Annotated in this window: 22 protein-coding genes and 1 other annotated feature; of the genes, 9 read left to right on the forward strand and 13 right to left on the reverse strand. The window is 35.6% G+C overall.

The features are described from left to right. Window positions 1-8 precede the first annotated feature (8 nt). Window positions 9-1022, reverse strand: a complete 1014-nt coding sequence (sppA, locus tag MKX53_RS11795) for a signal peptide peptidase SppA (RefSeq protein WP_340762933.1) — start codon at window positions 1020-1022, stop codon at window positions 9-11. Window positions 1023-1126: 104 nt separating this feature from the next. Between sppA and MKX53_RS11800 the strand changes: the two genes are divergently transcribed. Continuing rightward, a complete protein-coding gene (locus MKX53_RS11800) occupies window positions 1127-1927 on the forward strand; it encodes an NAD kinase (protein WP_340769721.1) in 801 nt (266 codons plus the stop codon). 152 nt (window positions 1928-2079) lie between these two features. Here MKX53_RS11800 and rarD read toward each other — a convergent pair whose 3' ends face one another. The 6 genes from rarD to ezrA form a co-directional block, all read right to left on the reverse strand. Next, the gene (gene rarD, locus MKX53_RS11805; RefSeq protein ID WP_340911443.1) at window positions 2080-2985 is read right to left on the reverse strand and encodes an EamA family transporter RarD; all 906 of its coding nucleotides are present in this window, start codon (window positions 2983-2985) and stop codon (window positions 2080-2082) included. A 123-nt stretch (window positions 2986-3108) separates the two neighbouring features. Next, window positions 3109-4692, reverse strand: coding sequence for an acyl-CoA synthetase MbcS (mbcS, locus tag MKX53_RS11810; RefSeq protein ID WP_340911446.1), 1584 nt, complete (start codon window positions 4690-4692; stop codon window positions 3109-3111). A 177-nt stretch (window positions 4693-4869) separates the two neighbouring features. Further along, window positions 4870-5073 (reverse strand): alpha/beta-type small acid-soluble spore protein, encoded by a 204-nt coding sequence (locus MKX53_RS11815; protein WP_093536871.1) that lies wholly within the window; start codon window positions 5071-5073, stop codon window positions 4870-4872. Between the two features lie 82 nt (window positions 5074-5155). Continuing rightward, window positions 5156-6358, reverse strand: a complete 1203-nt coding sequence (gene thiI / locus MKX53_RS11820; protein ID WP_340911449.1) for a tRNA uracil 4-sulfurtransferase ThiI — start codon at window positions 6356-6358, stop codon at window positions 5156-5158. A 6-nt stretch (window positions 6359-6364) separates the two neighbouring features. Further along, a complete protein-coding gene (locus tag MKX53_RS11825) occupies window positions 6365-7498 on the reverse strand; it encodes a cysteine desulfurase family protein (protein ID WP_340911451.1) in 1134 nt (377 codons plus the stop codon). Between the two features lie 117 nt (window positions 7499-7615). Continuing rightward, window positions 7616-9316 carry a septation ring formation regulator EzrA gene (ezrA, locus tag MKX53_RS11830; protein WP_340762940.1) on the reverse strand — a complete coding sequence of 567 codons (1701 nt, stop codon included), beginning with the start codon at window positions 9314-9316 and terminating at the stop codon, window positions 7616-7618. A gap of 150 nt (window positions 9317-9466) precedes the next feature. Between ezrA and hisJ the strand changes: the two genes are divergently transcribed. The 4 genes from hisJ to MKX53_RS11850 all read left to right on the forward strand — a co-directional run bounded on the left by hisJ (window position 9467) and on the right by MKX53_RS11850 (window position 13317). Further along, a complete protein-coding gene (gene hisJ / locus MKX53_RS11835; RefSeq protein ID WP_340911454.1) occupies window positions 9467-10264 on the forward strand; it encodes a histidinol-phosphatase HisJ in 798 nt (265 codons plus the stop codon). 16 nt (window positions 10265-10280) lie between these two features. Beyond that, the gene (locus tag MKX53_RS11840; protein WP_093536866.1) at window positions 10281-10760 is read left to right on the forward strand and encodes a GAF domain-containing protein; all 480 of its coding nucleotides are present in this window, start codon (window positions 10281-10283) and stop codon (window positions 10758-10760) included. 373 nt (window positions 10761-11133) lie between these two features. Continuing rightward, a complete protein-coding gene (locus tag MKX53_RS11845; protein ID WP_340769727.1) occupies window positions 11134-12219 on the forward strand; it encodes a DUF1611 domain-containing protein in 1086 nt (361 codons plus the stop codon). Further along, window positions 12220-13317 carry an alanine/ornithine racemase family PLP-dependent enzyme gene (locus MKX53_RS11850; protein WP_340911458.1) on the forward strand — a complete coding sequence of 366 codons (1098 nt, stop codon included), beginning with the start codon at window positions 12220-12222 and terminating at the stop codon, window positions 13315-13317. Window positions 13318-13570: 253 nt separating this feature from the next. Here the strand turns inward: MKX53_RS11850 and megL are convergent, their stop codons facing one another. Next, entirely contained in the window at window positions 13571-14758 is a 1188-nt protein-coding gene (megL, locus tag MKX53_RS11855; protein WP_340911461.1) for a methionine gamma-lyase, read from the reverse strand. Between the two features lie 70 nt (window positions 14759-14828). After that, the gene (locus MKX53_RS11860; protein WP_340911464.1) at window positions 14829-16691 is read right to left on the reverse strand and encodes a sensor domain-containing diguanylate cyclase; all 1863 of its coding nucleotides are present in this window, start codon (window positions 16689-16691) and stop codon (window positions 14829-14831) included. A gap of 363 nt (window positions 16692-17054) precedes the next feature. On the opposite strand from MKX53_RS11860, the gene rpsD reads away from it, so the two are divergent. Beyond that, on the forward strand, window positions 17055-17657 hold the full coding sequence (gene rpsD / locus MKX53_RS11865) for a 30S ribosomal protein S4 (RefSeq protein ID WP_093536861.1): 603 nt from the start codon (window positions 17055-17057) through the stop codon (window positions 17655-17657). Between the two features lie 188 nt (window positions 17658-17845). On the opposite strand, the gene MKX53_RS11870 is transcribed toward rpsD, so the two are convergent. Next, window positions 17846-18094: a DUF3006 family protein gene (locus MKX53_RS11870; protein WP_175496237.1), complete on the reverse strand. Its 249-nt coding sequence runs from the start codon at window positions 18092-18094 to the stop codon at window positions 17846-17848. A gap of 199 nt (window positions 18095-18293) precedes the next feature. Here MKX53_RS11870 and MKX53_RS11875 point away from each other — a divergent pair, with 199 nt between their 5' ends. Next, window positions 18294-18458, forward strand: a complete 165-nt coding sequence (locus tag MKX53_RS11875; RefSeq protein WP_340911465.1) for a hypothetical protein — start codon at window positions 18294-18296, stop codon at window positions 18456-18458. Window positions 18459-18505: 47 nt separating this feature from the next. Here MKX53_RS11875 and tyrS read toward each other — a convergent pair whose 3' ends face one another. Beyond that, window positions 18506-19768 carry a tyrosine--tRNA ligase gene (gene tyrS, locus MKX53_RS11880; protein ID WP_340911467.1) on the reverse strand — a complete coding sequence of 421 codons (1263 nt, stop codon included), beginning with the start codon at window positions 19766-19768 and terminating at the stop codon, window positions 18506-18508. A 48-nt stretch (window positions 19769-19816) separates the two neighbouring features. Further along, window positions 19817-20012, reverse strand: a binding site (T-box leader). 99 nt (window positions 20013-20111) lie between these two features. On the opposite strand from tyrS, the gene MKX53_RS11885 reads away from it, so the two are divergent. Both MKX53_RS11885 and MKX53_RS11890 read left to right on the forward strand, forming a co-directional pair. After that, window positions 20112-23030: a transglycosylase domain-containing protein gene (locus tag MKX53_RS11885; protein WP_340911471.1), complete on the forward strand. Its 2919-nt coding sequence runs from the start codon at window positions 20112-20114 to the stop codon at window positions 23028-23030. A gap of 171 nt (window positions 23031-23201) precedes the next feature. Continuing rightward, entirely contained in the window at window positions 23202-23579 is a 378-nt protein-coding gene (locus tag MKX53_RS11890) for an SET domain-containing protein (protein ID WP_093536856.1), read from the forward strand. 83 nt (window positions 23580-23662) lie between these two features. Here the strand turns inward: MKX53_RS11890 and MKX53_RS11895 are convergent, their stop codons facing one another. Beyond that, entirely contained in the window at window positions 23663-24844 is a 1182-nt protein-coding gene (locus MKX53_RS11895; protein WP_340911473.1) for an amidohydrolase, read from the reverse strand. 150 nt (window positions 24845-24994) lie between these two features. After that, on the reverse strand, window positions 24995-25873 hold the full coding sequence (locus MKX53_RS11900) for a phosphotransferase family protein (RefSeq protein WP_340911474.1): 879 nt from the start codon (window positions 25871-25873) through the stop codon (window positions 24995-24997). Between the last annotated feature and the right edge of the window lie 16 nt (window positions 25874-25889).

Here is a 25889-nt window from a genome sequence, read left to right on the forward strand (position 1 = left end):
AACCCTCCTTATTCATTCCCGTATAAATACATCATTTTTGGTGAGCTATTTTCTGTGATTAACTTCGCAATAAGCTTGGATTCCAAATCTAAACCTAAGAATGATTGTGCTTTCACAGCAAATAGGGAAGCAAAACTTTGTGAATAGCCATATTCAAATACTTCTGCATCTTGTAAGTCATAATCTGTTTTAATAGATTGAATTACATCCTCTACAAATCCATATTCATCAGCTAAGCCAGCTTCAATTGCTTGTCGACCATTTAAAATTCGTCCATCCGCAACTTTTTTCACTTCTGCTTCGGTCATATTTCTACCTTTTTCGATAATATCAACGAAGTCCTCATACGAGTCATTTAACATTTCTTGAAGCATTGTTCTTTCAGCTTCTGTCATTTCTCTAGTAGGGCTCATAATATCTTTGTATGGACCAGATTTAATTGTTACAAATTCTACGCCATATTTTTCTGCTAGTTTACCATAGTTAACACTTTGCATAATGACACCAATAGAACCTGTCATCGTCTCTTTGTTCACAAATATTTTATCAGCAGGTGCAGATATATAGTATCCACCTGAAGCAGCCATACTTCCCATAGAAACATAGATCGGTTTCTCAGTTTCTTCTTGAAGTTCAATAATTTCTTTATAAATTTGTGCCGATTCGACAACTCCGCCACCTGGTGAATTTACTTGTAACACAATCCCTTTTACAGTGTCATCGACTTTTGCTTGTTCTAATTGTTGCATGAAGAATTGATGATTATATCCTTCCGCTGCAAAAAGCGAGCTTGCACTTCCAGTATCTTGAATAGTCCCATCTACCGTAAGTACTACGATTCGTTCGTTCATACTACCTTCTTCCAAAACAGTTTCAAAAAACTCTGAGCTAGAAGCAGATGCAAAGTCCTCTAAATACGATGTCCAATCTGTTGAAAAAGCAGTGGAAACAGTATTGACGAAAATAGAAATAAGCAGTAACAGTGATGCTCCTAAAATAGCAAACCAGCGTTTCATATTCATATGTACAATTCCTCCTTTAATACTCCTCTTTACATACGTAAAGAATATCTAAATGTTTCACGAAATGTTAAAATAAATATATACAATAGTAAAGGAGAATGTTTATGCCCTCCAAAAACGCAATATATTTATATACTAAGAATGACACAAAATCTTTGCAAAGAAAAGAAAGTATCGCTGAAGCCATACATACTCATGGTTTTACAGTCGTGGAAGACCCTCAGCTTGCTTCCATAATTGTTAGCATCGGGACGGATGGTTCTTTTTTACAAGCAGTCCGTAAAACAGGATTTAGGCAGGATTGCTTATATGCTGGAATTTCTACAACAGATACGCTAAGCATGTACTGTGATTTTTTAGCGGATGATATAGAAGCAATGGCTGAAGCAGTTCTTACAAAAAATATCCAAGTTCGGAAATATCCTTTACTAGAAATCTCGGTAAATAATGACCCTAAATTTTTATGTTTAAATGAATTTACGATTCGTTCAAATATTATCAAAGCATTTGTACTAGATATAATTATTGACCACAAGCATTTTGAGTCCTTTAGAGGAGATGGTATGGTTATTTCCACTCCGACCGGAAGTTCAGGTTATAACAAGTCACTAAATGGGGCAGTGGTTGATCCTCTTCTACCTTGTATTCAAGTTGCGGAAATAGCTTCTGTGAATAGCAATGATTATAGAACGCTAGGTTCCTCTTTTATATTAAGCGGAGAAAGAACACTAGAACTTCGACTGCATAAAGACTGGAATGATTACCCTTCGATGAGCACAGACAACGAAGCTCTTAGTATTCAGCATGTTGAAAATGTATCTATTTGTTTGAGTGATAAAATCATTAAAACGGTTAAAATGAAAAATAATAGTTACTGGGAAAAAGTGAAAAGATCTTTTTTATAATTTGAACTAGATAGTCCATTTGCTAATTACTTGTTTCATAATTTTATAGCGGATGTTGGTTGGATGTGACGAGCGTCACATCCAACCAGCATCCCTTTTTTATAAAGTTTGTCATTCCGTCACCTGAAATGTAAATAAATGTTGTCGGTATTTCACTTATGAATTTGTACTTTTCTCACTTGCATTATTTTGGAAACCGTAAATAGTATTAATGCAAGCCAGATACATGAAAATGATAAAAACTCTATTTTACTAAATGCCTCGTCGTATAAAAATATTCCAACTAGCAGCATTAACGTTGGTGCAATATATTGAAAAAATCCTGACATATACAGTGGCATTGTCTTAGTTCCCTTAGCAAACAAGATCAAAGGCACGGCAGTTGCAACACCCGTGAAAATGAGTAGGATGGCAGTAGGAGCATCGGTATTAAAAAATACCGCCTTGTCTGATACTACTAAATAGATAAAGTATACGAGCGCAACAGGTAAAACAAAAAAAGTTTCAATCGTTAATCCTCTTAACGCATCGATTTTAATACTTTTCTTAATCAGACCATATAAAGCAAATGTTATGGCAAGCGTAAAAGCTATCCACGGAATTCCACCGTAAGAAACAGTTAGAATAATCACTCCTATAGCAGCTAGTAGTACAGAAAACTGTTGTGCTCTGGATAGTCTTTCTTTTAAAAATACAATCCCCAATAATATAGAAAGAAGTGGGTTTATATAATACCCCAAACTTGTTTGTACGATATAACCTGCGTTTACTGCATATATGTATGTAAACCAATTTCCTGATACAAGATAAGAAGCTAGAAATAGCCCCCAAAAAGATTTTTGGTGAGCCCATAAATCCTTCAAATCTAATCTCAGCTGATTTAAATTTCTACCTACAATCACTAACATGAAGGTAAAAATAAATGACCAAATTACTCTACCTGAAAGTATTTCATCACTAGAAACATGCTCTAATAACTTCCAGTAAATTGGCATGAAACCCCAAAATACATATGCCAGTACTACAAATATGATTCCTTGTTTTTCTTCTGAACCCAATAAAAGCACCTCTTTACTTTGTAACTCGAAATATTAAATCATTATATTGCTTTAGAGCATTAAAGTAAATAAGAAAACACGAAGAGGTATGATCTCTTCGTGTTTGATAAACCATTTTAATTTTTATGATCGACTTTTACTCTGTTCTTTTTGTCGCAAATCTAATCTTCTAATTTTCCCAGATGTTGTTTTTGGTAATTCGTCGATAAATTCAATTTCTCTTGGGTATTTATAGGGTGCGGTTATTTGTTTCACATGATTTTGTAGTTCTTTTATTAAATCCTCAGATCCCGCTAAGGATGCATCACGCAACACAACAAATGCTTTAACAATGCTACCTCTTTCCGGATGTGGCGCCCCAATTACTGCACATTCTTGAACAGCTGGGTGTTTTGTCAATGCGTCTTCTACTTCAAAAGGTCCAATTGTATAGCCTGAGCTAATAATAATATCGTCTCCTCGCCCTTCAAACCAGAAGTATCCATCTTCATCTTTTTTTGCTCGGTCACCTGTAATATAATAATCTCCTCTAAATTGCATAGAGGTTCGTTCAGGATCTTTTAAGTACTCTTTAAATAGTGCTGGCGTTTCAATATGAACAGCTATATCTCCAACTTCTCCAGTAGCACAAATCTTCCCTAACTCATTGATAATTTCCACTGTATTACCCGGTGTTGGTTTGCCCATGGAACCAGGTCTTGCCTCCATGCCCTTCATCGTTCCAACTAGCAATGTATTTTCAGTTTGGCCATAGCCATCTCGGACCTCTAGACCAAATACTTTTTTAAACGTTTCGATTACTTCTCTGTTCAATGGTTCTCCTGCAGAAACAGCACTCTGAAGCGACGAAAGATTATACTCGTTTAATGTATCTACTTTAGCCATAATCCGGTACTCAGTAGGTGTACAACAAAGAATATTTACTTTTTGCTCTTGAATAATTGTTAAGTATTTTTTGGGTTCAAATTTACCGTTATATACATAACCAATTGCTCCGCTACCCAGTGTCGCTAAGAATGGACTCCAAATCCATTTTTGCCAGCCCGGACTTGCTGTAGCCCACACTACATCTCCTTCTTGTATTGCCAACCAGTTCGGCCCAGAAGTGCGTAAATGTGCAAACGCCCATCCATGGGTATGGACTACACCTTTAGGATTTCCGGTAGTACCACTCGTATACGATAGGAATGCCATGTCATCCCTTAGCGTATCAATTGTTTGAAATTCATCTGATTCGGCTTGTATTTCTTCCGTTAAAGATATCCAATTGTCTTTCTTATTACCGATTACTAATAATAGTTGCTCGTCTAAATTCCGAACATCTTCAAATTGATCTAAAAATGGTTCGTATGCAATAATTGCCTTCGCTTCACTATGTGTCAAGCGATATTCAATATCCTTTGCGCGAAGCATTTCGGAACTTGGGATAACAACTAGCCCAGCTTTTAGTGCACCTATATAAATTTCATAAGCCTCGATTAACCGTGGTACCATTATTAATACCACATCTCCTTTTTGGAGACCTTTACGGGTAAAAAGATTAGCTATCTTATTAGCTCTCTGTATTAAATTTTTATATGTACTTTTTTTCTGCAGACCATCTTCAGATTCCCATATTATAGCTAACTTTTCATCGTCTACTGCATACTTTTCGAACTCAGTAATGAGATTATAATGTTCTGGAGCAATTAAATTTTGATTATTCATTTGATTTCCTCCTTTGTACTATTTTAATTATAGAGGAAAATTAGCCACTTTGGTTAATAAAATTTAAATTTTCAGATAGTATACAACTATTATTAATGACTTTGGTAGAGGTTGGTTGGAAATACGCTTATCTATAAAAAAAACCGGCAGCTTAGGCTACCGGTTTTCTTAATTCACTTATTTTTGGAATCCGTTCATTTGTTGTTGGGCTTGTGCAACTAATCGCTTAGTAATTTCTCCGCCTACGGATCCGTTGGCACGCGATGATGCTTCACCACCAAGTTGTACTCCAAACTCTTGAGCAATCTCATATTTCATTTGATCAAGTGCTTGTTTTACTCCAGGTACTAGAAGTTGATTTGAGTTGTTGTTGTTTGGCATGTTCCTCACCTCCTTGTGAAATTAGATTGTTCATTTTCATCTAATTCATACATGGAGGATAAAAGGTATATTTTGTCATTTACTATAGGAGATTTGAAAAATCATTAGCCTTCTTCATAGGGAATGAAAGAACTTCTCTATTTTGCACTGCTTCTGTTATTAATTCATCAAAATCCTTAAAGCTCTCGTAGTATTCCACTTTCTCGAGTTTAGGTTTAGTTTTTGGACAAGATGGTGTAAAGATAGTACAACAATCCTCGTAAGGCAAGATGGAAGTTTCGTAAGTCCCTATTTCCCGGGCAATATCAATAATATCAAGCTTATCCATAGAGATTAGTGGTCTGAAAATTGGCGTAGACGTAACTGCATTTATTGCAGTTAAGCTTTCCAAAGTTTGACTGGCTACCTGACCTAAGCTTTCCCCAGTAACAATTCCTAATGCTCCTATTTCTTCTCGAACAAGATCAGCAATTTTCATCATTAACCGTCTAGTCGTAGTCATGGATACATTTTCAGGTATTTGAGCTTGTATACTTTGTTGTATATCTGTAAAAGGTATGACATGTAGTCTTACAGTCGCACCAAAATGACTTAACTGATTGGCTAGATCCATTACTTTTTCCTTCGATCTTTCACTTGTGAACGGTGGACTATGAAAATGTATTGCATCGAGGCGAACACCACGTTTTAATAACATGTATCCAGCTACAGGACTGTCAATTCCTCCTGATAACATAAGCAACGAACGACCATTTGAACCTAAAGGCATTCCACCTGCTCCAGGAATAACCTGTGCCATCATATATACTGCATCATTTAATACTTCAATACGTAAATCTATTTCTGGTTTCTTCATTTGAACTTTTAAACTTGGGTATTGTCTTAATACATTACTTGCTACGACACTTTGTAACTCGTATGTGTCTAGTGGAAAAAACTTATCTGAACGTTTTACAGTAACACGAAACGTTTTATCTTCACTGTCTAAACTATCCATAATTTGAAGTGCAGTTGCTTGAATATCATCCATTTCTTTAGAACAAGAAGCTACTGGACTAAACGATTGAATCCCAAAGATTTTAGGTAATCGTGTTATTAGTGCCTCAATTTCCGAATCATCAGTAGATGTTAAAAACATGCGATCTCTTTCCGCTTGTATTTTAATATTTGGCAAATCAACAAAGGAAAACCTAATATTATTTCGTAAATGTGAAATAAATTGCTTTCTATTTTTCCCTTTCGTTGATAGTTCACCATAACGTACTAATATTTTTTCCCATTTCATCCTATTTTAATCTCCTTTAATTACATTCATGACACGCTTGAATACAATTTTAAATTGGTCTATTTCTTGTTGGTTATTAAGGGTACTAAGGCTTACTCTTAATACGCCTTTTATATAATCATCCGAAATATGCATAGCCTTTAGTACATGACTTGTTTTTGTTTGTCTGGAAGAGCATGCACTACTAGTGGATACAATGATATCCTGTTCCTGCAATGCATTAATCATTACTTCACCTTTAACTTTTTGCACCGAAAATGTAACAATATGTGGTGCTTTTTTTGCTGGAGATATTACTTTAACAGAAGGAAAAGTATTTAAATATACCATCAAATCATCAGAAAGTGTTTGTAATTTTAAAATGTTGTTTTGTAAGTCTGTTGCAGCTAATCTTATCGCTTTCGCTGTAGCAACTGCCAAGGGTACGGAGGTTGTACCACTGCGAATACCCGATTCCTGTCCTCCACCGTATAATATCGGTTCTATTTCGATGAATTTTTTTAATGCAAGTAATCCCGAGCCTTTTAATCCGTGTATTTTATGAGAAGAGATCGTAATAGCATCAATATCCAAGATTTTAAAGTCAACTGGAATTTTCCCGAAGCTCTGAACAGCGTCCATGTGAATAAGCGCTCTGCTTTGTGCTCTAACAATTTTAGAAAGTTCTTCTATTGGTTGTATAGCACCTGTTTCATTGTTCACGTGCATAACACTAACCAATATAGTATCTTTTCGAACCAGTTTTTCTAGTGTATCCAATATAATGATGCCCTCTGAGTTGACGGGAATCCACTCAACGTCAAACCCTATTTCGCTCAATTTTTTAGCTGTTTCTATAATAGAAGGATGTTCAATCTCAGAAATTAATACATGCTTCCCTCGTTGCTTATATTTATGAGCTAAACCAAATATCGCTAAGTTATTGGACTCCGTTCCCCCAGATGTAAAAAATATTTTTTCATTTGAAGTTTTCAATATGTCTGCAATTTGTTCTCTAGCAGATTGTAACAATTCATTTGTCTGATGTCCAAATGTATGAATTGATGCAGGATTTGCCCAAAATTTTTCGTTCACAGCGACGAACGTATTTAATACCTCTGGATGTACTTTGGTCGTCGCACTATTATCTAAATAAATCATTTCAATAACTCTCCTTTTCGGAAAAAAACCACCGTCACATAGTGAGGTGGTTCACGTTTGTATACAAAATATGATTTTCAAACATCTCAATTTCATACTGTTCTTTAAATCGTTTGATTATGTACGCCAAGCGTCTTCCTTCACTAATGTATCAATTTTCTTTAAAGCTCCCGGTTCAACCTCTTCGACAGCTGTCGCTGCATCTTCTAGAGCCTTAGAATATCGCAGTTGCCTAAACGCTTCCTCTGCTTCTAACAGTTTTGCATGAACTTGCGGGTGACTTGCACGATAGCGGTTACCATATTGAATGATTTTTTCTGTTAGTAAAACATTTTCAAGCATTTCTTTTGCTCTGCTATGTACTTCTTCCATACAAGCCTCTGCTTTTTCTAAGTAATTATCTACTAGAGACATATTTAAAGGTACTTCTTGCAGACTTTGCATTGCGACATAAATGTGCTCTTCTGCTTCTTCTAAACGAACGTCCATATCTTCTGGGATTCCAGGTATATTGGCTTTTTGTAACATACGATCGGTATCATGTAATAAATCCTTTAGTTCATCAAGCTTTTCACGTGCATTATTTTCATCTATTCGAAGATTTTTCAATCGATTTGCAAATCGGTCTTGTTCTTCATATAGTCGATCAATTTCTTCAGCAATTTCATTTAACTCTTCTTGTAGGCTTGAGTACGCAGATTGCTCTTCTTCTACGCGACTGGAAAGCAATTCATACTTTTTCTCTAATTCCTCTAGCTCTTTTAAACAACTTTGGGGAATTTCTGCCTCTTTTTCTGGCAGACGATAGCTCTGTTGCACATACGCAGCTTCTTCACTAACAGCTCGTGTAACAGTAGTAACTTCTCGTAAGCGAGACCCTGTTTGCTCTTTATATTGATCCACATATTTTTTCGCAAGCACTTCTTTTTCCAGTAAATCATAAAATGTATCTAGTTCATCTTTTAACTCTTCCACTCTGCTCATTGTTTTCCCGACATGCAATTCAATAATTGCTTGTTTTAATTCCACAAGTTCAGCTTCTATGGAGTCTAATTTCTGATTCATTTCAAGATGCTGTAAGTAGTAAGAACTCTCTTCCATCTCTTTTTGTCCATTACGCAACTCATGAATAATGGCTGGTATTTTATGTTGTATATCAGATAATACTGTAGGAATGTCATGTAATTTAGGAAAGAATTTTTGGCCATCTTCTTGGACAGTAATAACTAGTTCACGTGCACTTAAATAGTTACCTGTATCCGTTAGTCGATCGAACTCATCAAACAGTGGAATGAAAGACTCCAGCTTTTGTTCCAACGCCTTCACTGCTTCTCCAAATGAATACTGATGTGCAAGAAGTGTTTTTCTAGCTGCACGATGTTGATCTTTTAATTGTTCCATCTCGATACGGTTTTTTTCTTCACTACCTATTAAATCTTCGAGTTCGATTAAAATTTCAGACATTTTCTTATCACAAAGTGTTATCAATATTTGAATTTCTTTTTCAATTTTAGTCGCTTTCGGAAATATAAATCTATCTATACTTTCTTCTGCGTCAAATAAAAGAACATCGATTTTTGGCATATGCACATCCATTACTTCTGTCCATGCATTTCTCCATCTTTCAAACATTTCCTCGGTTTGCCCATTCATATTCAGCTGTTTTACTTTTGTCATTTCTTCTAAAATCGGTTTATTTTGAATTTGATGTTTCTCATGTTCTAATCTTTCTATTTCTACGTTATGTTTTCGTCTTATGATAAATGCAAAAATTGCAATTCCTAAAAGTATAATAACTGCTGGGATGATATACTTCATCGTAAGCCCCCTGTTCCAAATTCAAAAAGTTCTATTTCCAATACTACTCTATATCTTACCATGCTTTTTATGTTATTGTTTCATAAACAAGAGAAAAACTGTTAATTCTTTTTAAAAATTATATTTCTATAGTTTGGAGGCTGATTTTTATTGAAAAAGGATGGGCATATCCACACACCTTATTGTCCACATGGAACAGAAGATTCCTTTCATCTGTATATTGAAAAAGCCATACAAAGTGGTTTTGATACCATTACATTTACAGAACATGCTCCTCTACCTTTAGGTTTTATAGATCCTACGCCTGATAAGGATAGTGGAATGAGCATGAGCCATTTAGAGTCTTATATTACAAAGTTACAAAAGTTGAAAAAAGAATACAAGAAAGATATTGTTATTTCTACAGGATTAGAAGTCGATTTTATATCTGGGTTTGAACAAAATATTACTTCTTTTTTAAATACATATGGAAAATATTTAGATGACTCTATTTTATCTGTTCACTTTTTAAAATTTGAAAATGACTATACTTGTATTGACTTCTCTAAATCTACGTTCACAGAATTTGTCGAACGGCTTGGAAGCCCAATGGCTGTGTATAAATTGTATTATAAAACATTGATAGATTCAATAACGAGTAATCTGGGCGACTATAAACCACGGAGAATAGGTCATATTACGTTAGTGCATAAATTTCAACATACACTTACGGAAGTAGTACAAGACCATGAAGATATAGTAAATATTTTAAAAGAAATCAAATATCAACAGCTAGAACTGGATGTTAATACCGCTGGATTAGCTAAGCCATATTGTTTAGAAGTGTATCCTCCGCTTCCTTATATAAAGTTTGCGAAGGAACTAGAAATTCCTCTTGTTTTTGGGTCAGACGCACATCAAGCAAAAGATCTACATCAGTTTTATAATAATATAAGTAACTTACTATAGAATGGAGAATGAAAATATGTTCACGAAATCAGCATACTCTGAAGATGTAACTGCAAATTATAATATGCTTTCTAAACAACTGGACGCTCTTTTAACGGGAGAAACTAATGCAATTGCTAATTTTAGTAATGCTTCGGCATTATTAAATCAATTTTTTGATCAGATTAATTGGGTTGGTTTTTATTTAATGGAAGATGGAGAGCTTGTCTTAGGTCCATTCCAAGGATTACCGGCTTGTGTTAGAATCCCACTGAGTAGAGGTGTTTGTGGAGCTGCCGCTACAAAACAAGAGACAGTTATCGTACCAGACGTACACGCTTATCCAGGTCATATCGCCTGCGATGCTGCATCACAATCTGAGATTGTGGTTCCCATCACTAAAGACGGTAAGTTAGTAGGTGTTTTGGATATCGACAGTCCTATTAAGGATCGATTCTCCGAGCAGGATGCAGAAGGACTGGAACAGTTTATCGAAGTATTAGTGAAGCATATATAAAATTGAAATTGTTATACGATTAATATTAAGGCACTTTCTGTTCATGTTGAATAGAGGGTGCCTTATTTACTTAAAGCGTAACTTTTACAATTACTAGCTGCCTTATCCCTAAAACAGTAAAAGCTTAGATATACTATTAGTAAACTTCATGTGACCTGGACTACTTTCATTCGTAGGCAGTGTAAATATTTTACTTTTGGAAAAAAAAGGTGTATAATAGGTCTTGTATACTAAATTCTTTGAAGCAAATGCTTGATAATTGTCATAATAAAACTAAATCTATTTCTTATTGAACATCTATTTCCCCTTTTATTAGGGTGTACCAGATGTTCTTTTTTTATCTAGAAAACAGATTTACTTGGAGGTAAGTTCAATGAAGAAAAATGCAATTATTTATTGTGAGGCCCAATTTAGTTCGATGGATGGAAAGACGGCCAATGGATTAATACGTGAACCTGGCAATTATTCTATAACTGCCGTTATCGATAGCACAAAAAACGGCCTAGACTCAGGACAATTTTTAGATAACAAAAAGAATGGCATTCCATTGTGTAAAAACTTAGAAGATGCTATCGAATGCTCACCTCAAAAACCTACTTATTTCATATTTGGAATCGCCCCCTCAGATGCTTTCTTAAAAGACAATGAACGAGAAGTTATTATATCCGCAATGCAAGCTGGTCTTCATATTATCAATCCACTTCAAGAATTTCTTACAGAAGATGAAGAAATGATGAGCATTGCTACTCGTTATGGGGTAGAAATCCAAGATATTCGAAAGCCTAAACCAAAAGATTCTTGGAAGTTATTTACCGGTGATATCCTTAAAGTAACCACTCCTATTATTACAGTTTTAGGAACCGATGGGGCTTGTGGGAAGCGAACATCTGCAGTGATTATTGAAAAAGCATTGAAGGCAAGAGGATATAAAACTGCTTTTATAGCAACCGGACAAACTGGGCTTATACAAGGGGCTGCTTATGGCTTTGCAATGGATGCTTTTCCATTACAATACGTTATTGGTGAACTTGAAAGTGAAGTAGTACGTGCAAATAATACAGATAATCCTGATATTATTATTGTTGAAGGACAAGGCGCTCTAAGTCATCCTGCTTATGCAAGTTCATGTGGTATTTTAAGAGGGTCTAGACCAAAAGCTGTTATTTTACAACATCCCCCAAAAAGAAAAGTGCTAGGAGATTTCCCTTTTGTGAACATGCCGAGTGTCCAAAGTGAGATAGACCTTATTGAGCATTTCAGTGAGACAAAAGTAATCGGTATTACCCTTAATCATGAAGGTATGGATCATCAGGAAGTTAATACTACTATTCGTGAATATGAGCAAACCTTCCAACTACCAGTAACGGATTTGTTAACTACAGGTTCTGATAATATAATTGACTCTATTATTGAATTTTTCCCATCTCTACAAAACAGTGCGAAACTGGTTGTATCTTAAATGGCATCTAACCCTAGAATTGAAATTAACTTAGATAAAATTAAGCATAATGCGACAACTTTAAGAGAGTTGTATGAAGCAAAAGGCGTTCATATTACTGGAGTCGTCAAAGGGGTATTTGCCAAACCAGAAGTAGTAAAAGTGCTGATAGATAGTGGGATTAAGAGTATTGCAGATTCCAAAATTTCTAATATAGAAAAAATGAAGATGGCAAATTTACAAGCAACATTCATATTATTACGTACTCCTGGAATGAGTGAAATTCAAAAAGTTATAGAGTTTGCAGATATTAGTATGAATACAGAAATCGAAGTTGTTCGTGCCCTCTCAGCTGAAGCGAAGAAACAGAAGAAAATACATCAAATTATTATAATGGTTGAAATGGGAGATTTACGAGAAGGCATATTGCTAAATGATGTTGCTGCCTTTATTGAAGAAGTGATTATATTCCCTAATATTCAAATTGCGGGTATTGGTGCAAACTTTGCTTGCTTTGGTGGAGTCATCCCTACAGAGCACAAAATGCAATTGTTTTCTTCACTCGTAAAAAGAATGAAACGAAAGTTCAATATTCCCTTCCCTTATGTATCAGGGGGGAACTCCGCAAACCATAATTGGCTTATGAATACAACGGATGTAAGAGAAGTCAATAATATGCGTCTTGGTGAATCTATATTTTTAGGCTGTGAGACGGTAAAAGGCGAACCTATTCCCAATTTATTCACAGATGCATTTTCCTTTTTTGCGGAAGTAATTGAGTCGAAACTAAAGCCTTCTGTACCGACCGGCATGAGGGGTAAAAATGCTTTTGGAGAATTTATATCATTTCCGGACAACGGAATAATTAGAAGAATAATTGTGGGTGTTGGGCGACAAGATGTCCTCGTCTCTGGATTAACACCCCTCCTCCCACTTGAGATAATTGGTTCAAGTAGTGATCACATTATTTTGGATGCTAATAATAATTATTTAAAATCGGGTGATGAAGTTGCATTCTCCCTCAATTACGGAGCTCTGCTAACTGCTATGACTTCGCCTTCCATTTATAAACACACCACGTTTAGTGCTTTAGTTAGCAGAGGGTCTGCGAGAAAATAAGAAGCTAAGATCTCTTTGCAAATGGTTACCGGGAGTATTCTTACTTCCGACACCGTTTTCTTTTTCCACAATGGTTGAGTATGTTTCATTCGGATTATTCGAAAATAAAATTACCATTTACCTCCTTAATTATTCAGACTCGCATATCCCTTCCCTTAGACACATAGAGATGTTCCCTCATAAAAGCTCCACGTCTTTTAAAAAGACTCTTATTATACAGCAAAAAGTGGAAGGAGATATCTCCTCCCACTTTTTACATATTAGATAAAGCTTGCTGTAAATCTTCTACAATATCACTAGAGTTCTCAAGCCCTACAGAAAGTCTTAACAGGCCGCCTGTTATCCCCATCTCTAATCTTTCTTTTTCCGGTACAACAGAATGAGTCATTGTGTAAGGATGTTGGATCAATGTCTCAGCATCTCCTAAACTGACTGCAATTTTTATCAGTTTTAGTTCATTCATTAATTTTTGTGCCTCTTTCACCCCTCCTTTTATAGAGAAAGAAATAAGACCGCCACCGGCTTTCATCTGTTTCTTCGCTACATGATATTGTGGATTATCTACATCAAACGGATAATAGATATGTTCAACAGATGGATGTGCCTTTAAAAAGTCGAATACTTTACTAGCATTTTCCGAATGTCTGTCCATGCGAACATGCAATGTTTTTAATCCGCGTATTAATAGCCAAGCATCGAATGGCGAAATAATGCCGCCAAAGTCTTTTTGTACAGTACCGCGAATTGTCTCCATTTCCCCTTTATCTCTTCCTACTAGAATTCCAGCAATAACATCACCGTGCCCATTAATGTATTTTGTCGCACTATGCAGTACGAAATCTGCTCCTAGTTCTATCGGATTTTGTAAGTATGGGGAGGAAAATGTATTATCTACAACTACCGGAATACCATGTTTTTTAGCAACTTTTGTTATTTGCTCGATATCCACAATTTCCATCGTTGGATTAATTGGTGTTTCTATATAAATACAAGTTGTATTTGGTTTAATAGCATTTTCTATCTCTTCTTCAGTCATTAAAGTCTTTAAGTCATGTGAAATATCATATTTTTCTTTCAAAATTTTCAACAATCCAAATGTACAGCCATAAATCCCTCTCGTACATAGGATATGATCACCTGATTTAGTAAGGTGAACTAATATAGTACTCACCGCTGCCATTCCAGAACCAAAAGCTAGTGCGCCTTCCCCTAACTCCATTGCGGCAATCCGTTCCTCTAATACTTGTACGGTCGGGTTCCCTAACCTTGAATAGATTCCCCCTGGTTCTTCCCCTGCGAACCTTCTTTCACCCTGTTCCGCTGTGTCAAATGCAAATGTCGACGTCTGATAAAGTGGAACAGCTAGGCTATCTTGATGATCTCCAGTTTTATACCCCGTATGGATATACATTGTCTCTTTTGAAAAATTTGAATTACTCATAAAAACACCCCTTATTGTAAACGCTTACATATAGTGTACATGGAATTCTTTAAAAAGAAAAGACACCTCATCAAGAAGAGTGAGATGCCTTATAAATACATAGCTGATTTTTCCCATTATTTTTTGCTTCGTACAATACTGTATCCGCATTGTGAAAGAGATTATTAAAACTCAAATTATCACTTCGAGACCAGTGCGATATACCAATAGACACTGTTACAGAAGGGTTTGTCTTTTGAGGAATGGCCGCCAGTAACTGTTTGGTCATTTCCACTCCTTGCTCTAGGGACATATGAGATAAATAGAGGGCTAACTCTTCTCCACCCCATCTCGCACTAACTCCTTTGTTTTTAATCATTCCTTGTATGACTCTTGCTATTTGTTTTAGAATCTCATCCCCAATTTGATGCCCATGTGTATCATTAATACGTTTAAAGTTATCGATATCAATAAGGACGAAGACACCTTGGTCATCTGATTCCATCGCATCTTCAACGAACCTATCTAAATAATTTCGTGCAAAAAGATTCGTTAAGTGATCTCGTTCCACCATTTTTTGTAGCTTGTATCTTAATGTAGAATTACTTATAGCTAAAGATGAATGTTGTATCAAAGACTGCATTAATTTGTAGTTGTCAAAAGAGAAAAAATAGGGTTCCTTATGCAAGATTATACTAAACCCGGTTATAGTATTTTGTTCTTTTAAAGGAATTGTCACTAATGAGCGGTACTCATATTTTGACTCTATTAGACGATTGAAATCGGCGATAAATAAAGAATCCTTCTCACTTTTAAAGTGATTCGTGACATATTGAATATAAAGATGCCCTTCCATCGTATGAAATACATCCGTACTTGCTGGTGATATTTTATATTCGTCATTTTCTATAAACACAAAACCTACATGCTCTGGGTGGAAAAACTTCATTAATTGATTGCGTAAAAAAACAACCATCTCATCTAATGATAAATTCATGTTCAATTTATGCGAAGTTTCGTTGATTAATTGTAGATCCGAAACTAACCGATGTGATTGGATGTATAGTTTAGCATTTTCTAATGCATTGCCAGCCGCTCTAGCAAGTAAAACTGCAAATTCTTTTTGTCTAATTGAAAATAAATAGTCTAAAGGTGTGGACATTTGTAAAATACCATAGATACCTTGCTTCCCCACAATAGGAATATTCAGTAATCTTACACCTAAATCTTGCGCTAATTCTGTCGTTATTTCACCAGATACATATGCCTCCACGGTAGTATTTCTTTCTGTTGTATAATCGAATAATTTATATGGAGCAGACGTTTTACGATCCTGATCATTTGATAAAATAAGTATAGATTTAAATTTTGGAAATGCTATTTCAATAGAGTTTAATGTCCCCTCTAATATTTGACCGATATCTAATGTCGAATTAAACATTTTCGTTACATTGAACAAATTTCTAAACTGGCTCTCCTGCTGTGTTAAATATACAGATTTTCTAATCGTTTTAACTAATTTAGTAATAGTAGTCAAGAATATATCTAGTTGAGGTGTTTTTGAAAATTCTATCCACTTTTCTGAGGATTCCATTATGATTAATCCTAATGGATGCAATTCTTTATCTCGTAATAATAAAGCTACGTCAATACCAGTAGAATCTTTTAGTTGTATTTTGTGAGCATCTATTACGTCGTTATCATAGAACAATGGCTCTATCTCTTCCCATTTAATAGCATTGAGCTTTTTCGCAAAAGAGTGATTCCATGAAAGTTGTAAAAAAGTTTCCGCATCATATATGTAATACTTTGCTTCTTGTATATCAAAAAATTCAAATAAGATATTTTTCAAGTCATCAAACCATTTAATACTGGATTCATGGGTGAATACATTTTCATTCCAAATGTCAAGTATTCTACTTTTAAAACCGATAATTGTATTTTCACTTTCCATTAGTTCACCTCTCAGCTTTCCAAGAGTAAATTATGATACTTTTAGCACAGTTACCGATAATTCAATATAACTATATTTTATCCTATTTATCCTTTATATGTCTATGCTATTTCTGTAATAATTTTTGAATTTGATTATCGTTTGACTTTGGATACATATAGAGATACAATAAAATTTGTGTAAAATAAATGCAGCAGTTGTATGGCCTAGATTGCTCATTTTGTTCCTCTATACTATAGATGGTGTATCCCGTAACCCTCGGCTGCTAGGGCGATGATACATGAAAACAAAATGTCTGCTAGTCTGAATACATCTGGTCTTATTTTACAACAAAATAAAACCAACATAGAGGAGGAGACATATATGTCTCGTTATACAGGTCCATCATGGAAATTATCACGTCGTCTTGGTATTTCACTAAGCGGTACTGGTAAAGAATTAGAAAAACGCCCTTACGCACCAGGACAACACGGTCCTAACCAACGCAAAAAATTAACTGAGTACGGTATGCAATTACAAGAAAAACAAAAACTTCGTCACACTTATGGTGTTAACGAACGTCAATTCCGTACATTATTTGATAGAGCTGGTAAAATGCCAGGTAAACATGGTGAAAACTTCATGATTCTTCTTGAAACTCGCCTTGATAACATTGTTTACCGTTTAGGTCTTGCTCGTACACGTCGTGGAGCACGTCAATTAGTAAACCACGGTCACGTTATGGTTGATGGTAAACGTGTTGATATTCCTTCATTCCGTTTAAAAGCAGGTCAAGAAATTTCTCTTCGTGAAAAATCTCAAAACCTTGATGTTGTAAATGAATCAATGGAAATTAACAACTTCGTACCAGAATACTTAACTTTTGATGCAGACAACAAAGTTGGTACTTTCGTTCGTAACCCAGAACGTGGAGAATTAGCTGCTGAAATCAACGAAGCTCTTATCGTTGAGTACTACTCTCGTTAATATTATTGCTCTGCAAAGAGTGATATTAAAAGCCTATGGAACCTTGATAAAACAAGGTTCCATAGGCTTTTTTCTTTATTGAAATAGTATCTGTATATAAAAAACACCTCTAGGATGTTAGAGGAATCTTCTCCTCTTTCCAACAGAAAGGTGTATAGACTGATTGAGATTAGTTTTAAAATCGGGAGTTATTTCTTTTTCATACTCTCAATTAAGTCTAATAATCTTTTTTTCGTATTATCTGTTTCTTCTTCTAGCATTTTAAAATTATAACCTGATTTATCTTGATTTATCTCTACCTCTAATAAATCTCCCTCTTTTGCATTCACTGTAAATTTGTCTTTTAAGATAACTAATTTATTTGCTTTGTTATCCTTTTCGAATAGAACAACAAAAAAGTCATCGAAATGATGTAACAGGTATCTCTTTGCACTCACTAATAACGTCCCCTCAATCTAATAATAAAAAAATGTGTTTATATTTCCAAACTTTTATCCTATTTATCATTTTATACTATTTCATGTACTTTTTTAACTAGTAATACTTTCTTTTTGAATCTTCTTGTTAAATTTGTGACTAATTACACAAAACTGGTCAATACTAACGAAGAACTTTTAAAAAACAGGAGGATTTTCTATGAAAACAGATAAATCGGTTAATACATCTAATAAGAAGAAAAAAGACAATGTTACAGGAGAAAGTTATTTAGAATACCAAAAGTTAAACGAGCACGAAAAGAAACAGTTACAAGTTAAAGATGGACAAAATAATCATCACGTAGATGAACGTGGTGGTTTTTAACTAATAAAAAGCTACTTCCCTTATAGTATTGGGAAGTAGCTTTTATCTTATACAAACTTAATCATTTTATAGTTCTTCTTACCACGACGAATAATCATAAACTCATCTTCTAACCGGTCTGCCGCACTTACTACATATGCAACATCCGTGACTTTTTCTCCATTAATAGAAATAGCACCATTTGTTACATCTTCTCGTCCCTGGCGCTTAGATGGTGACACCGTAGCCTCTACTATGAAGTCAACAATAGATTTTTCATCTTTTGTCATCTCGACAGAAGGTACATCTTTAAATGCATCTTTCATTTCTGATGCAGTTAAGGCTTTCAAATTGCCACTAAATAATGCTTGTGAAATTCGAATTGCTTGATCCAATGCTTCTTGTCCGTGGATTAGACGAGTCATTTCCTCTGCTAAAGTTGCTTGTGCTTTTCTTAAATGGGCTTCGTTTTCAACGGTAACTTCTAAAGCTTCAATTTCTTCACGTTCCAAGAAGGTGAAGATTTTCAAGTATTTAATAACATCTGAATCTGCTGTATTAATCCAGAACTGATAAAACTCGTATGGGGATGTTTTCTTTGCATCCAACCAAACAGAACCTGATGCAGACTTACCAAATTTGGTCCCATCAGCTTTCGTTACTAATGGTATTGTAATACCGAAAGCCTTTGTATTGTCATCATGTGTTTTACGAATTACCTCTAAACCAGTAGTAATATTTCCCCATTGGTCAGAACCCCCTACTTGAACTCGGCACCCAAAATGATCGTATAGATGATTAAAATCAATTCCCTGAATTAGCGTATAGGCAAACTCAGTAAAAGAAAGTCCTGTGTCTAAACGTGAAGAAATAGAGTCTTTTCCCAACATATAGTTAATGTTAATTAGTTTTCCAAAATCTCTCAGGAATTCAATAACATCCATAGAGCCGATCCAATCTCTGTTATTCACCATTTGTGCACCATTATCGGTATTGAAATCAAAAATTTGCTCCATTTGTTTTTTAATACCTTGAACATTCAAATCAATCTGCTCTGTCGTTTGTAATTGGCGTTCTTCTGAACGACCAGAGGGATCCCCTATCATTCCAGTTGCACCACCAACTAAAAGAATTGGTCTATGTCCATGCATTTGGAAACGTCTTAAAGTAAGAAGCGGTACAATATGTCCTATATGCATGCTATCTGCTGTAGGATCTACTCCACAGTATAATGATACTTTTTCCTTACTAAGAAGCTGTTCCATGCCCTCAGCATCGGTTTGTTGGTATAGAAGACCTCTCCAAGCTAAATCATCCAATAAATTCGTCATTAATATTGCCTCCTTAAAATAAAAAAGTCCCCACATGATAAAAAATCATGCAGGGACGCTTAATCAATTAGCGCGGTACCACCCAGCTTGAAGGAATTATTCCCTCCGCTTCAATCACCGTATCGTTGTGAGTACGTTTAACTCCAAGCCTGTAATTCGCATAATACACTGACTAGCTCTCACCAACCGCTAGCTCTCTTCACAGTATGTATAATTACTACTTCGGACTTTTCTTCGTTAAAATATATATCTATTTTACCTAATCTACATTGTATGTCAATAACTATCGTCTAACAATTAGGCTTATGGTATAATAATTCAAGATTTAGGGGGCGAGAACTGAATGAAGAAATGGCAAGAAAATATACAGAGATACAAAGAAAAAATTGATATGTGGGAGTCTACTAAATGGGCTAAGGGATTAAGAGTTTCTTCTAGTGTCATCTGGAATTTAAGTTTACTTCTTATAGTGGGTATCCTGACACTCGGAGTATTCGGTTTATCTGTAGGCGCAGGATATTTTGCTTCATTGGTAAAAGAAGAACCACTTCGTGGTAAAGATGAGATGCGCAGTGCTGTCTTTAACTATGAAGAGACATCGGAAGTTTACTTTGCCGGAGACGTGTATTTAGGTAAACTACGCACTGATTTAGAAAGAACAGAAACAAATCTATCAGAGGTTTCTCCTTATGTAATAGATGCAGTTTTAGCGACGGAAGATGAATACTTTGAAGTACATAAGGGAATTGTTCCTAAAGCAATTTTCCGCGGATTGCTTCAAGATGTATCCAACTCTGATACACAAACTGGTGGTTCTACATTAACTCAACAATTAATCAAAAACCAAATTTTAACCAACGAGGTTTCTTATGAACGTAAAGCAAAAGAAATACTATTAGCTATGCGCTTAGAACACTTCATGAACAAAGAAGAAATATTAGAAGCATATTTGAATATAATCCCCTACGGCCGAAATTCAAATGGACGAAACATCGCTGGAATTGAAACAGCGGCGAATGGAATATTTAATGTAAAAGCAAAAGATCTGACTTTACCACAAGCAGCCTACATAGCTGGTATTCCCCAAGCTCCATTTGCTTATACTCCTTTTAGACAAGGTGGAGAGATAAAAGAAGGAGAAGCTCTCCAACTTGGGATTGAACGGATGAAAATTGTTTTATTCCGAATGAATGAAACTGGTTATATTACGGATGAGGAATATAAGAATGCCGTGAGCTACGATATTACGAAAGATTTTAGAGAGCCAGAAACACTTCCTGAAGACAAGTATCCTTGGTTAACAGCTGAAGTGGAAAATAGAGTGAAAGAAATTTTAAGAGATCAGTTTGCAGAAGCCGATTCAATTGATCCTGCTCGATTAGATAATGAAAAAAAGCTTTATCAAAAGTATGATATTTTAGCACAACGTTCCATTAGTACAGATGGTTACCGCATTCATACCACTATTAATAAAGAGATGTATGAAGCTATGTTAAAAGTAAGAGATGAATTTGAATTTTACGGACATACCTTCCAGAAGGAAGTAAAGGATGAAGATTCAGGAGAGATAGTGGTAAAAGACTTCCCTGTTCAGGTTGGTGGGATGATGATTGAAAATGGTACGGGTAAAATACTTTCCTTTTTAGGTGGACGAGATCATAAAATTGAAGCCCAAAATAGTGCTACACAAGGTATCCGGCCAATAGGTTCTACCATCAAACCACTGCTCGTCTATGCTCCTGCGATTGAATATGGTGTAATTGGAGCTGGTAGTCCCGTAGTCGATTTGAAGCTAGAAAAATTAGGTAGTACTACGTGGTCAAAATCACCATCAAACTATACAACTGAACAAGAGCTAGGTATTATCTCTGCTCGAGATGCTTTGACAACCTCACAAAACTTGTCAACGATACGATTATACGATTTAATCATGGATCGCAAGCCAACTCAATTCCTAACAAAGATGGGATTTGAGCATATAGATGAAGCAGAGTATGCTAATCATGCTCTCTCTATTGGTGGAATGACAAATGGTGCAACACTCGAGGAAAATACAAATGCCTTTGGAACATTTGCAAATAACGGGCAGTTTATTGATGCTTATATGATCGAAAAAATTGAAGATGTTGACGGTAATGTTATTTATCAACACGAAGTGGAACCTGTGCCAGTATTCAGTGCTGCTACTTCATATATTATTACCGATATGTTAAGAGATGTTATGTCTGAAGGTACTGCAAAACTAGCAAAAGCTAGGTTGAAATTCCAATCAGATTTTGGCGCAAAAACAGGTACAACACAGAATCATAATGATTCATGGCTAGTTGGCTATAACCCTAATATTTCTTTAGGAGTTTGGTTGGGTTATGGTGATGATACCCAAACCTTATATTATATGAATAATCGTTACAATCATCCAAGCGTGCGTATCAATATGCTCTGGTCTAATATGATGAACGCAATGTATGATGTAAATTCTGAATTAGTAGATGCACCAAATAACTTTACTGCTCCTGAAGGTGTCGTTACTAGATCCTTCTGTGGGATTTCAGGATTAGCAGTGTCAGATGCATGTTCACAAGCAGGTTTAGTGAAGTCAGATTTATTTAATGCAGCTGTTTTATTACCAACTGCAAAGGATGATAGTTTAATCTCTTCTTCCTATGTAGAAATAAACGGAAACAGATATCGCGCACTCGATTCCACTCCAGGGGAATTTGTAGTTAGTGGTGGGTATGGAGTAAACCAAGATTTTATCAATCGGATGCTTGGTAAATTTGGAGGTAATGCTTCTAAGTTATTCCCTGCCAAATCTACCTTTGGAGGAAATGTAGTGTCTGAGGAAGTATTTAATGCTGACGGCAGTGCACCAGCCGCAGTGTCTGCTGCAATGTCTAATGGGACGATTACTTGGTCTAATTCGACTTCTGGAGATGTTGTAGGGTATCGAGTTTATGAAGTTATAAACGGACAAAGAACTCTACTCTCATCCACTAAAGAAGCTGCCGGAAACAGTCTACCTATTAATAGAGCTGGCCAATTTATCGCTGTTGCTGTCGATATCACAGGATTAGAATCTGCCGCATCTAATATAGTATCCATAGAAGCTGTAGTACCTACAGAACCAATAGTGCCTCCAACAGCACCGGAAGAGAATGAAGAGCCTACAACGCCTCCTGTTGTTGTAGAACCCGTTACTCCTCCTGAAGTAGTAGAACCTGTAACTCCCCCTGAGGAAGAACCACCTGCTGACGGGGAATAATTAGAACAAATACAGTACCGAAGGAGCCCAAAGTTATATTGGGCTCTTTTTTGTTTTGTTAATTGGCCAACATTACCTCATATAATTACGAAATTCACATAAAACAGAGCATAATGTGCAAATTAATGTTACAGTTAGATAGAATATTTAATAGTGAGAAGGAGAACAAACATGATTGAGGTAAAAGTATCTCCACTAAGTGATGGAGAGTTTAATAGAGGGGTATTTGCTACATGTGATATCAAAAAAGGACAGCTTTTTCATGAAGCACCTGTCATTTCATACCCAAACGACCAGCATGAACATATTGAAAAAACCTTACTAGCTGATTACGCTTTTGAGTATGGGATAAATCACACTGCCATCCTACTTGGATATGGTATGTTATTTAATCATTCATATGAACCTAATGCAGACTATGAGATTAATTTTGATAATCACACATTCGATTTCTTTGCTTACGTCGATATTAAAGCTGGAGACGAAATTCTGATTAATTATAATGGTGAAATTGATAACAAAGATGAGCTTTGGTTCAATAAGGAATAGAAAAAACTTGTAACTTACACTTACACTTACACTTATATCATAAAAGAGTCGTTCAAAAGTTAATTTGAATGACTCTTTTTGTTTTATTCTTGCATGCTACAAACAACTTGTCCAACAGCTTTTGCTGCCACTAACAGTGCATCTTCGTCGATGTCAAATTTAGGGTTATGGTTGAAATATGGTTCTTCAACACCCTTTGGAGTACACCCGATATAAAAGAAACAAGCAGGAAACCTTTCCGCATAATACGCAAAGTCTTCAGAAGGAGCCATTGGTGGGACCTCCATTACTTCTGTAATTTCCTTCACATTCGCATTTAATAATGTTACCGCTACTTTCTCTGTAAGTTCAGGATTATTGTATAAAGGTGGATAGTCGGGTGTATATGTAAGTTCACAACTTACATCAAACTCCTCCTCAAGTCCTCTGACAAGACGTTTTACTTCCCGTTCTATCGTTTCTTTCGTTGCCTCTGTCATGTAACGAATATCACCCTCTAGTACTACGCTATCTTTAATAACATTAAAGGTACCAGCCCCATCAAACGACCCAATGGTGATCACACCAATATCAAATGGACTTAATCTTCGGCTTATAATAGTTTGAACAGCAGTTACAAAATGTGCCCCTGCCACAATTGCATCATTTGCTAAGTGAGGCGATGAACCATGCCCGCCTCGCCCTTGTATTTTCAATTTCATATATGCCCTACCATTGAAAGCATAGCCCTTATTGTACCCAACCATTCCAACAGGAGCAATTGGAAGTAAATGAATCCCATATACTTCATCTAAATCATCCAACAGACCAGCTTCTACAATACTTTTCGCACCACCTGGTGGTACTTCTTCCGCATGCTGATGAATTATTTTTACCGTTCCAGCTAGCTCAGACTTCAGTTGTATTAAACAATCTGCCAGAACTAACAAATAAGCTGTATGACCATCATGTCCACATGCATGCATGACACCCTCATTTTTCGATTTGAAAGGTACAGGTGTTTCTTCGACAATCGGAAGCGCATCAAAATCTGCGCGTAACCCTATAGTCTTTCCTCGTTTTGCCCCCACTATTGTTACAATAATTCCATAACCATTTCCGATGTTCGTTTGTACATCTACACCTTTACCTTTGTAAAACTCCGCAATATATCGAGAGGTCTTTTCTTCTTTAAATGATAATTCAGGATGTTCATGTAAATAGCGACGAATCTGAATCATTTCATCTTTACGTGCATCTAGCATTTCCATAAGTTTTTCTCTCATATACCATAAGCTCCTTTGTGAGAAATTCCTGTTCCCGCATTGATTGGAATTGAATAAATTCTTTCAACTTAGAAATAAGCATACACCTTTATGGACTTATTAGTAATTTTACTGATTTATTCACAGCCCTATCAAAAAAATTCTCATCATTTATCGTTCACTCTGTAATATCGATTTTAAAATAACAAAATTTTCATCAAAAAACTGCTGATGCTTTTCGATTCCACGGCGTTTACACCATCCAAGTGAATTAAACGCATCTGTAAAACGATAAAACGGCAAGATAACCTCTAGATCTATTAATGGACGAATAGATTGATACCCCTTTTTGTACGCTTCTAATGTTCCGGAGTTTTTAGTGAAAATATCACGATTTATTTTGGTGAAATCCATTTCCGTCGAACCAAAGCGAGCACTTTCAAAATCTATAATTCCAGATACTTGGTTGTCCTGAATAATAATATTTGCCGGACGGAAATCCATATGTATAAAGCTCGGTCCATCTGAATGAGGCAGACATTTACGTTGCTCTTCAAACAGCTCTATAGATTTTTTTAACAAGTCAACTGGTATCACCTCTTTTACATCTTCCGCAAATCCATAAAAATGCGATTTCATAAAAGTCGACCATTGTTCATACACATTAGAAATCCCTTTAAAGGAATTACCTTCTTGTGGAGTCACATTATGCATTTTTGCATGATGGACGCCAATATCATAGGCTAATACTTCACTCACATTTCCAGTGATTGGCTGCCCTTTCATCTCTGACAGCAACATAGCACCTGGAATATTATCATCCCCTTCCCAATATTCCAATAATCTAGGAACAGGTAGCGCTTCACTTAAGATTTCTATCGCTTCATATTCACGTATTAGTTTCAATTTGGAATAGGGGATTTTCAAATATACTATTTCTTTATTAATCTGTTCCACTCTATATACAGTGGAGCTAAATGAATTAGGCACATCTTCTATGGAAAGAACATTTATTTTTAGCTTTTCAATAATTTGACTTAGTTGTTCCAATTTATTTCACCCTTCT

Source organism: Psychrobacillus sp. FSL K6-4615, from assembly GCF_038008225.1.
GTDB classification, from domain to species: Bacteria; Bacillota; Bacilli; order Bacillales_A; family Planococcaceae; genus Psychrobacillus; species Psychrobacillus psychrotolerans.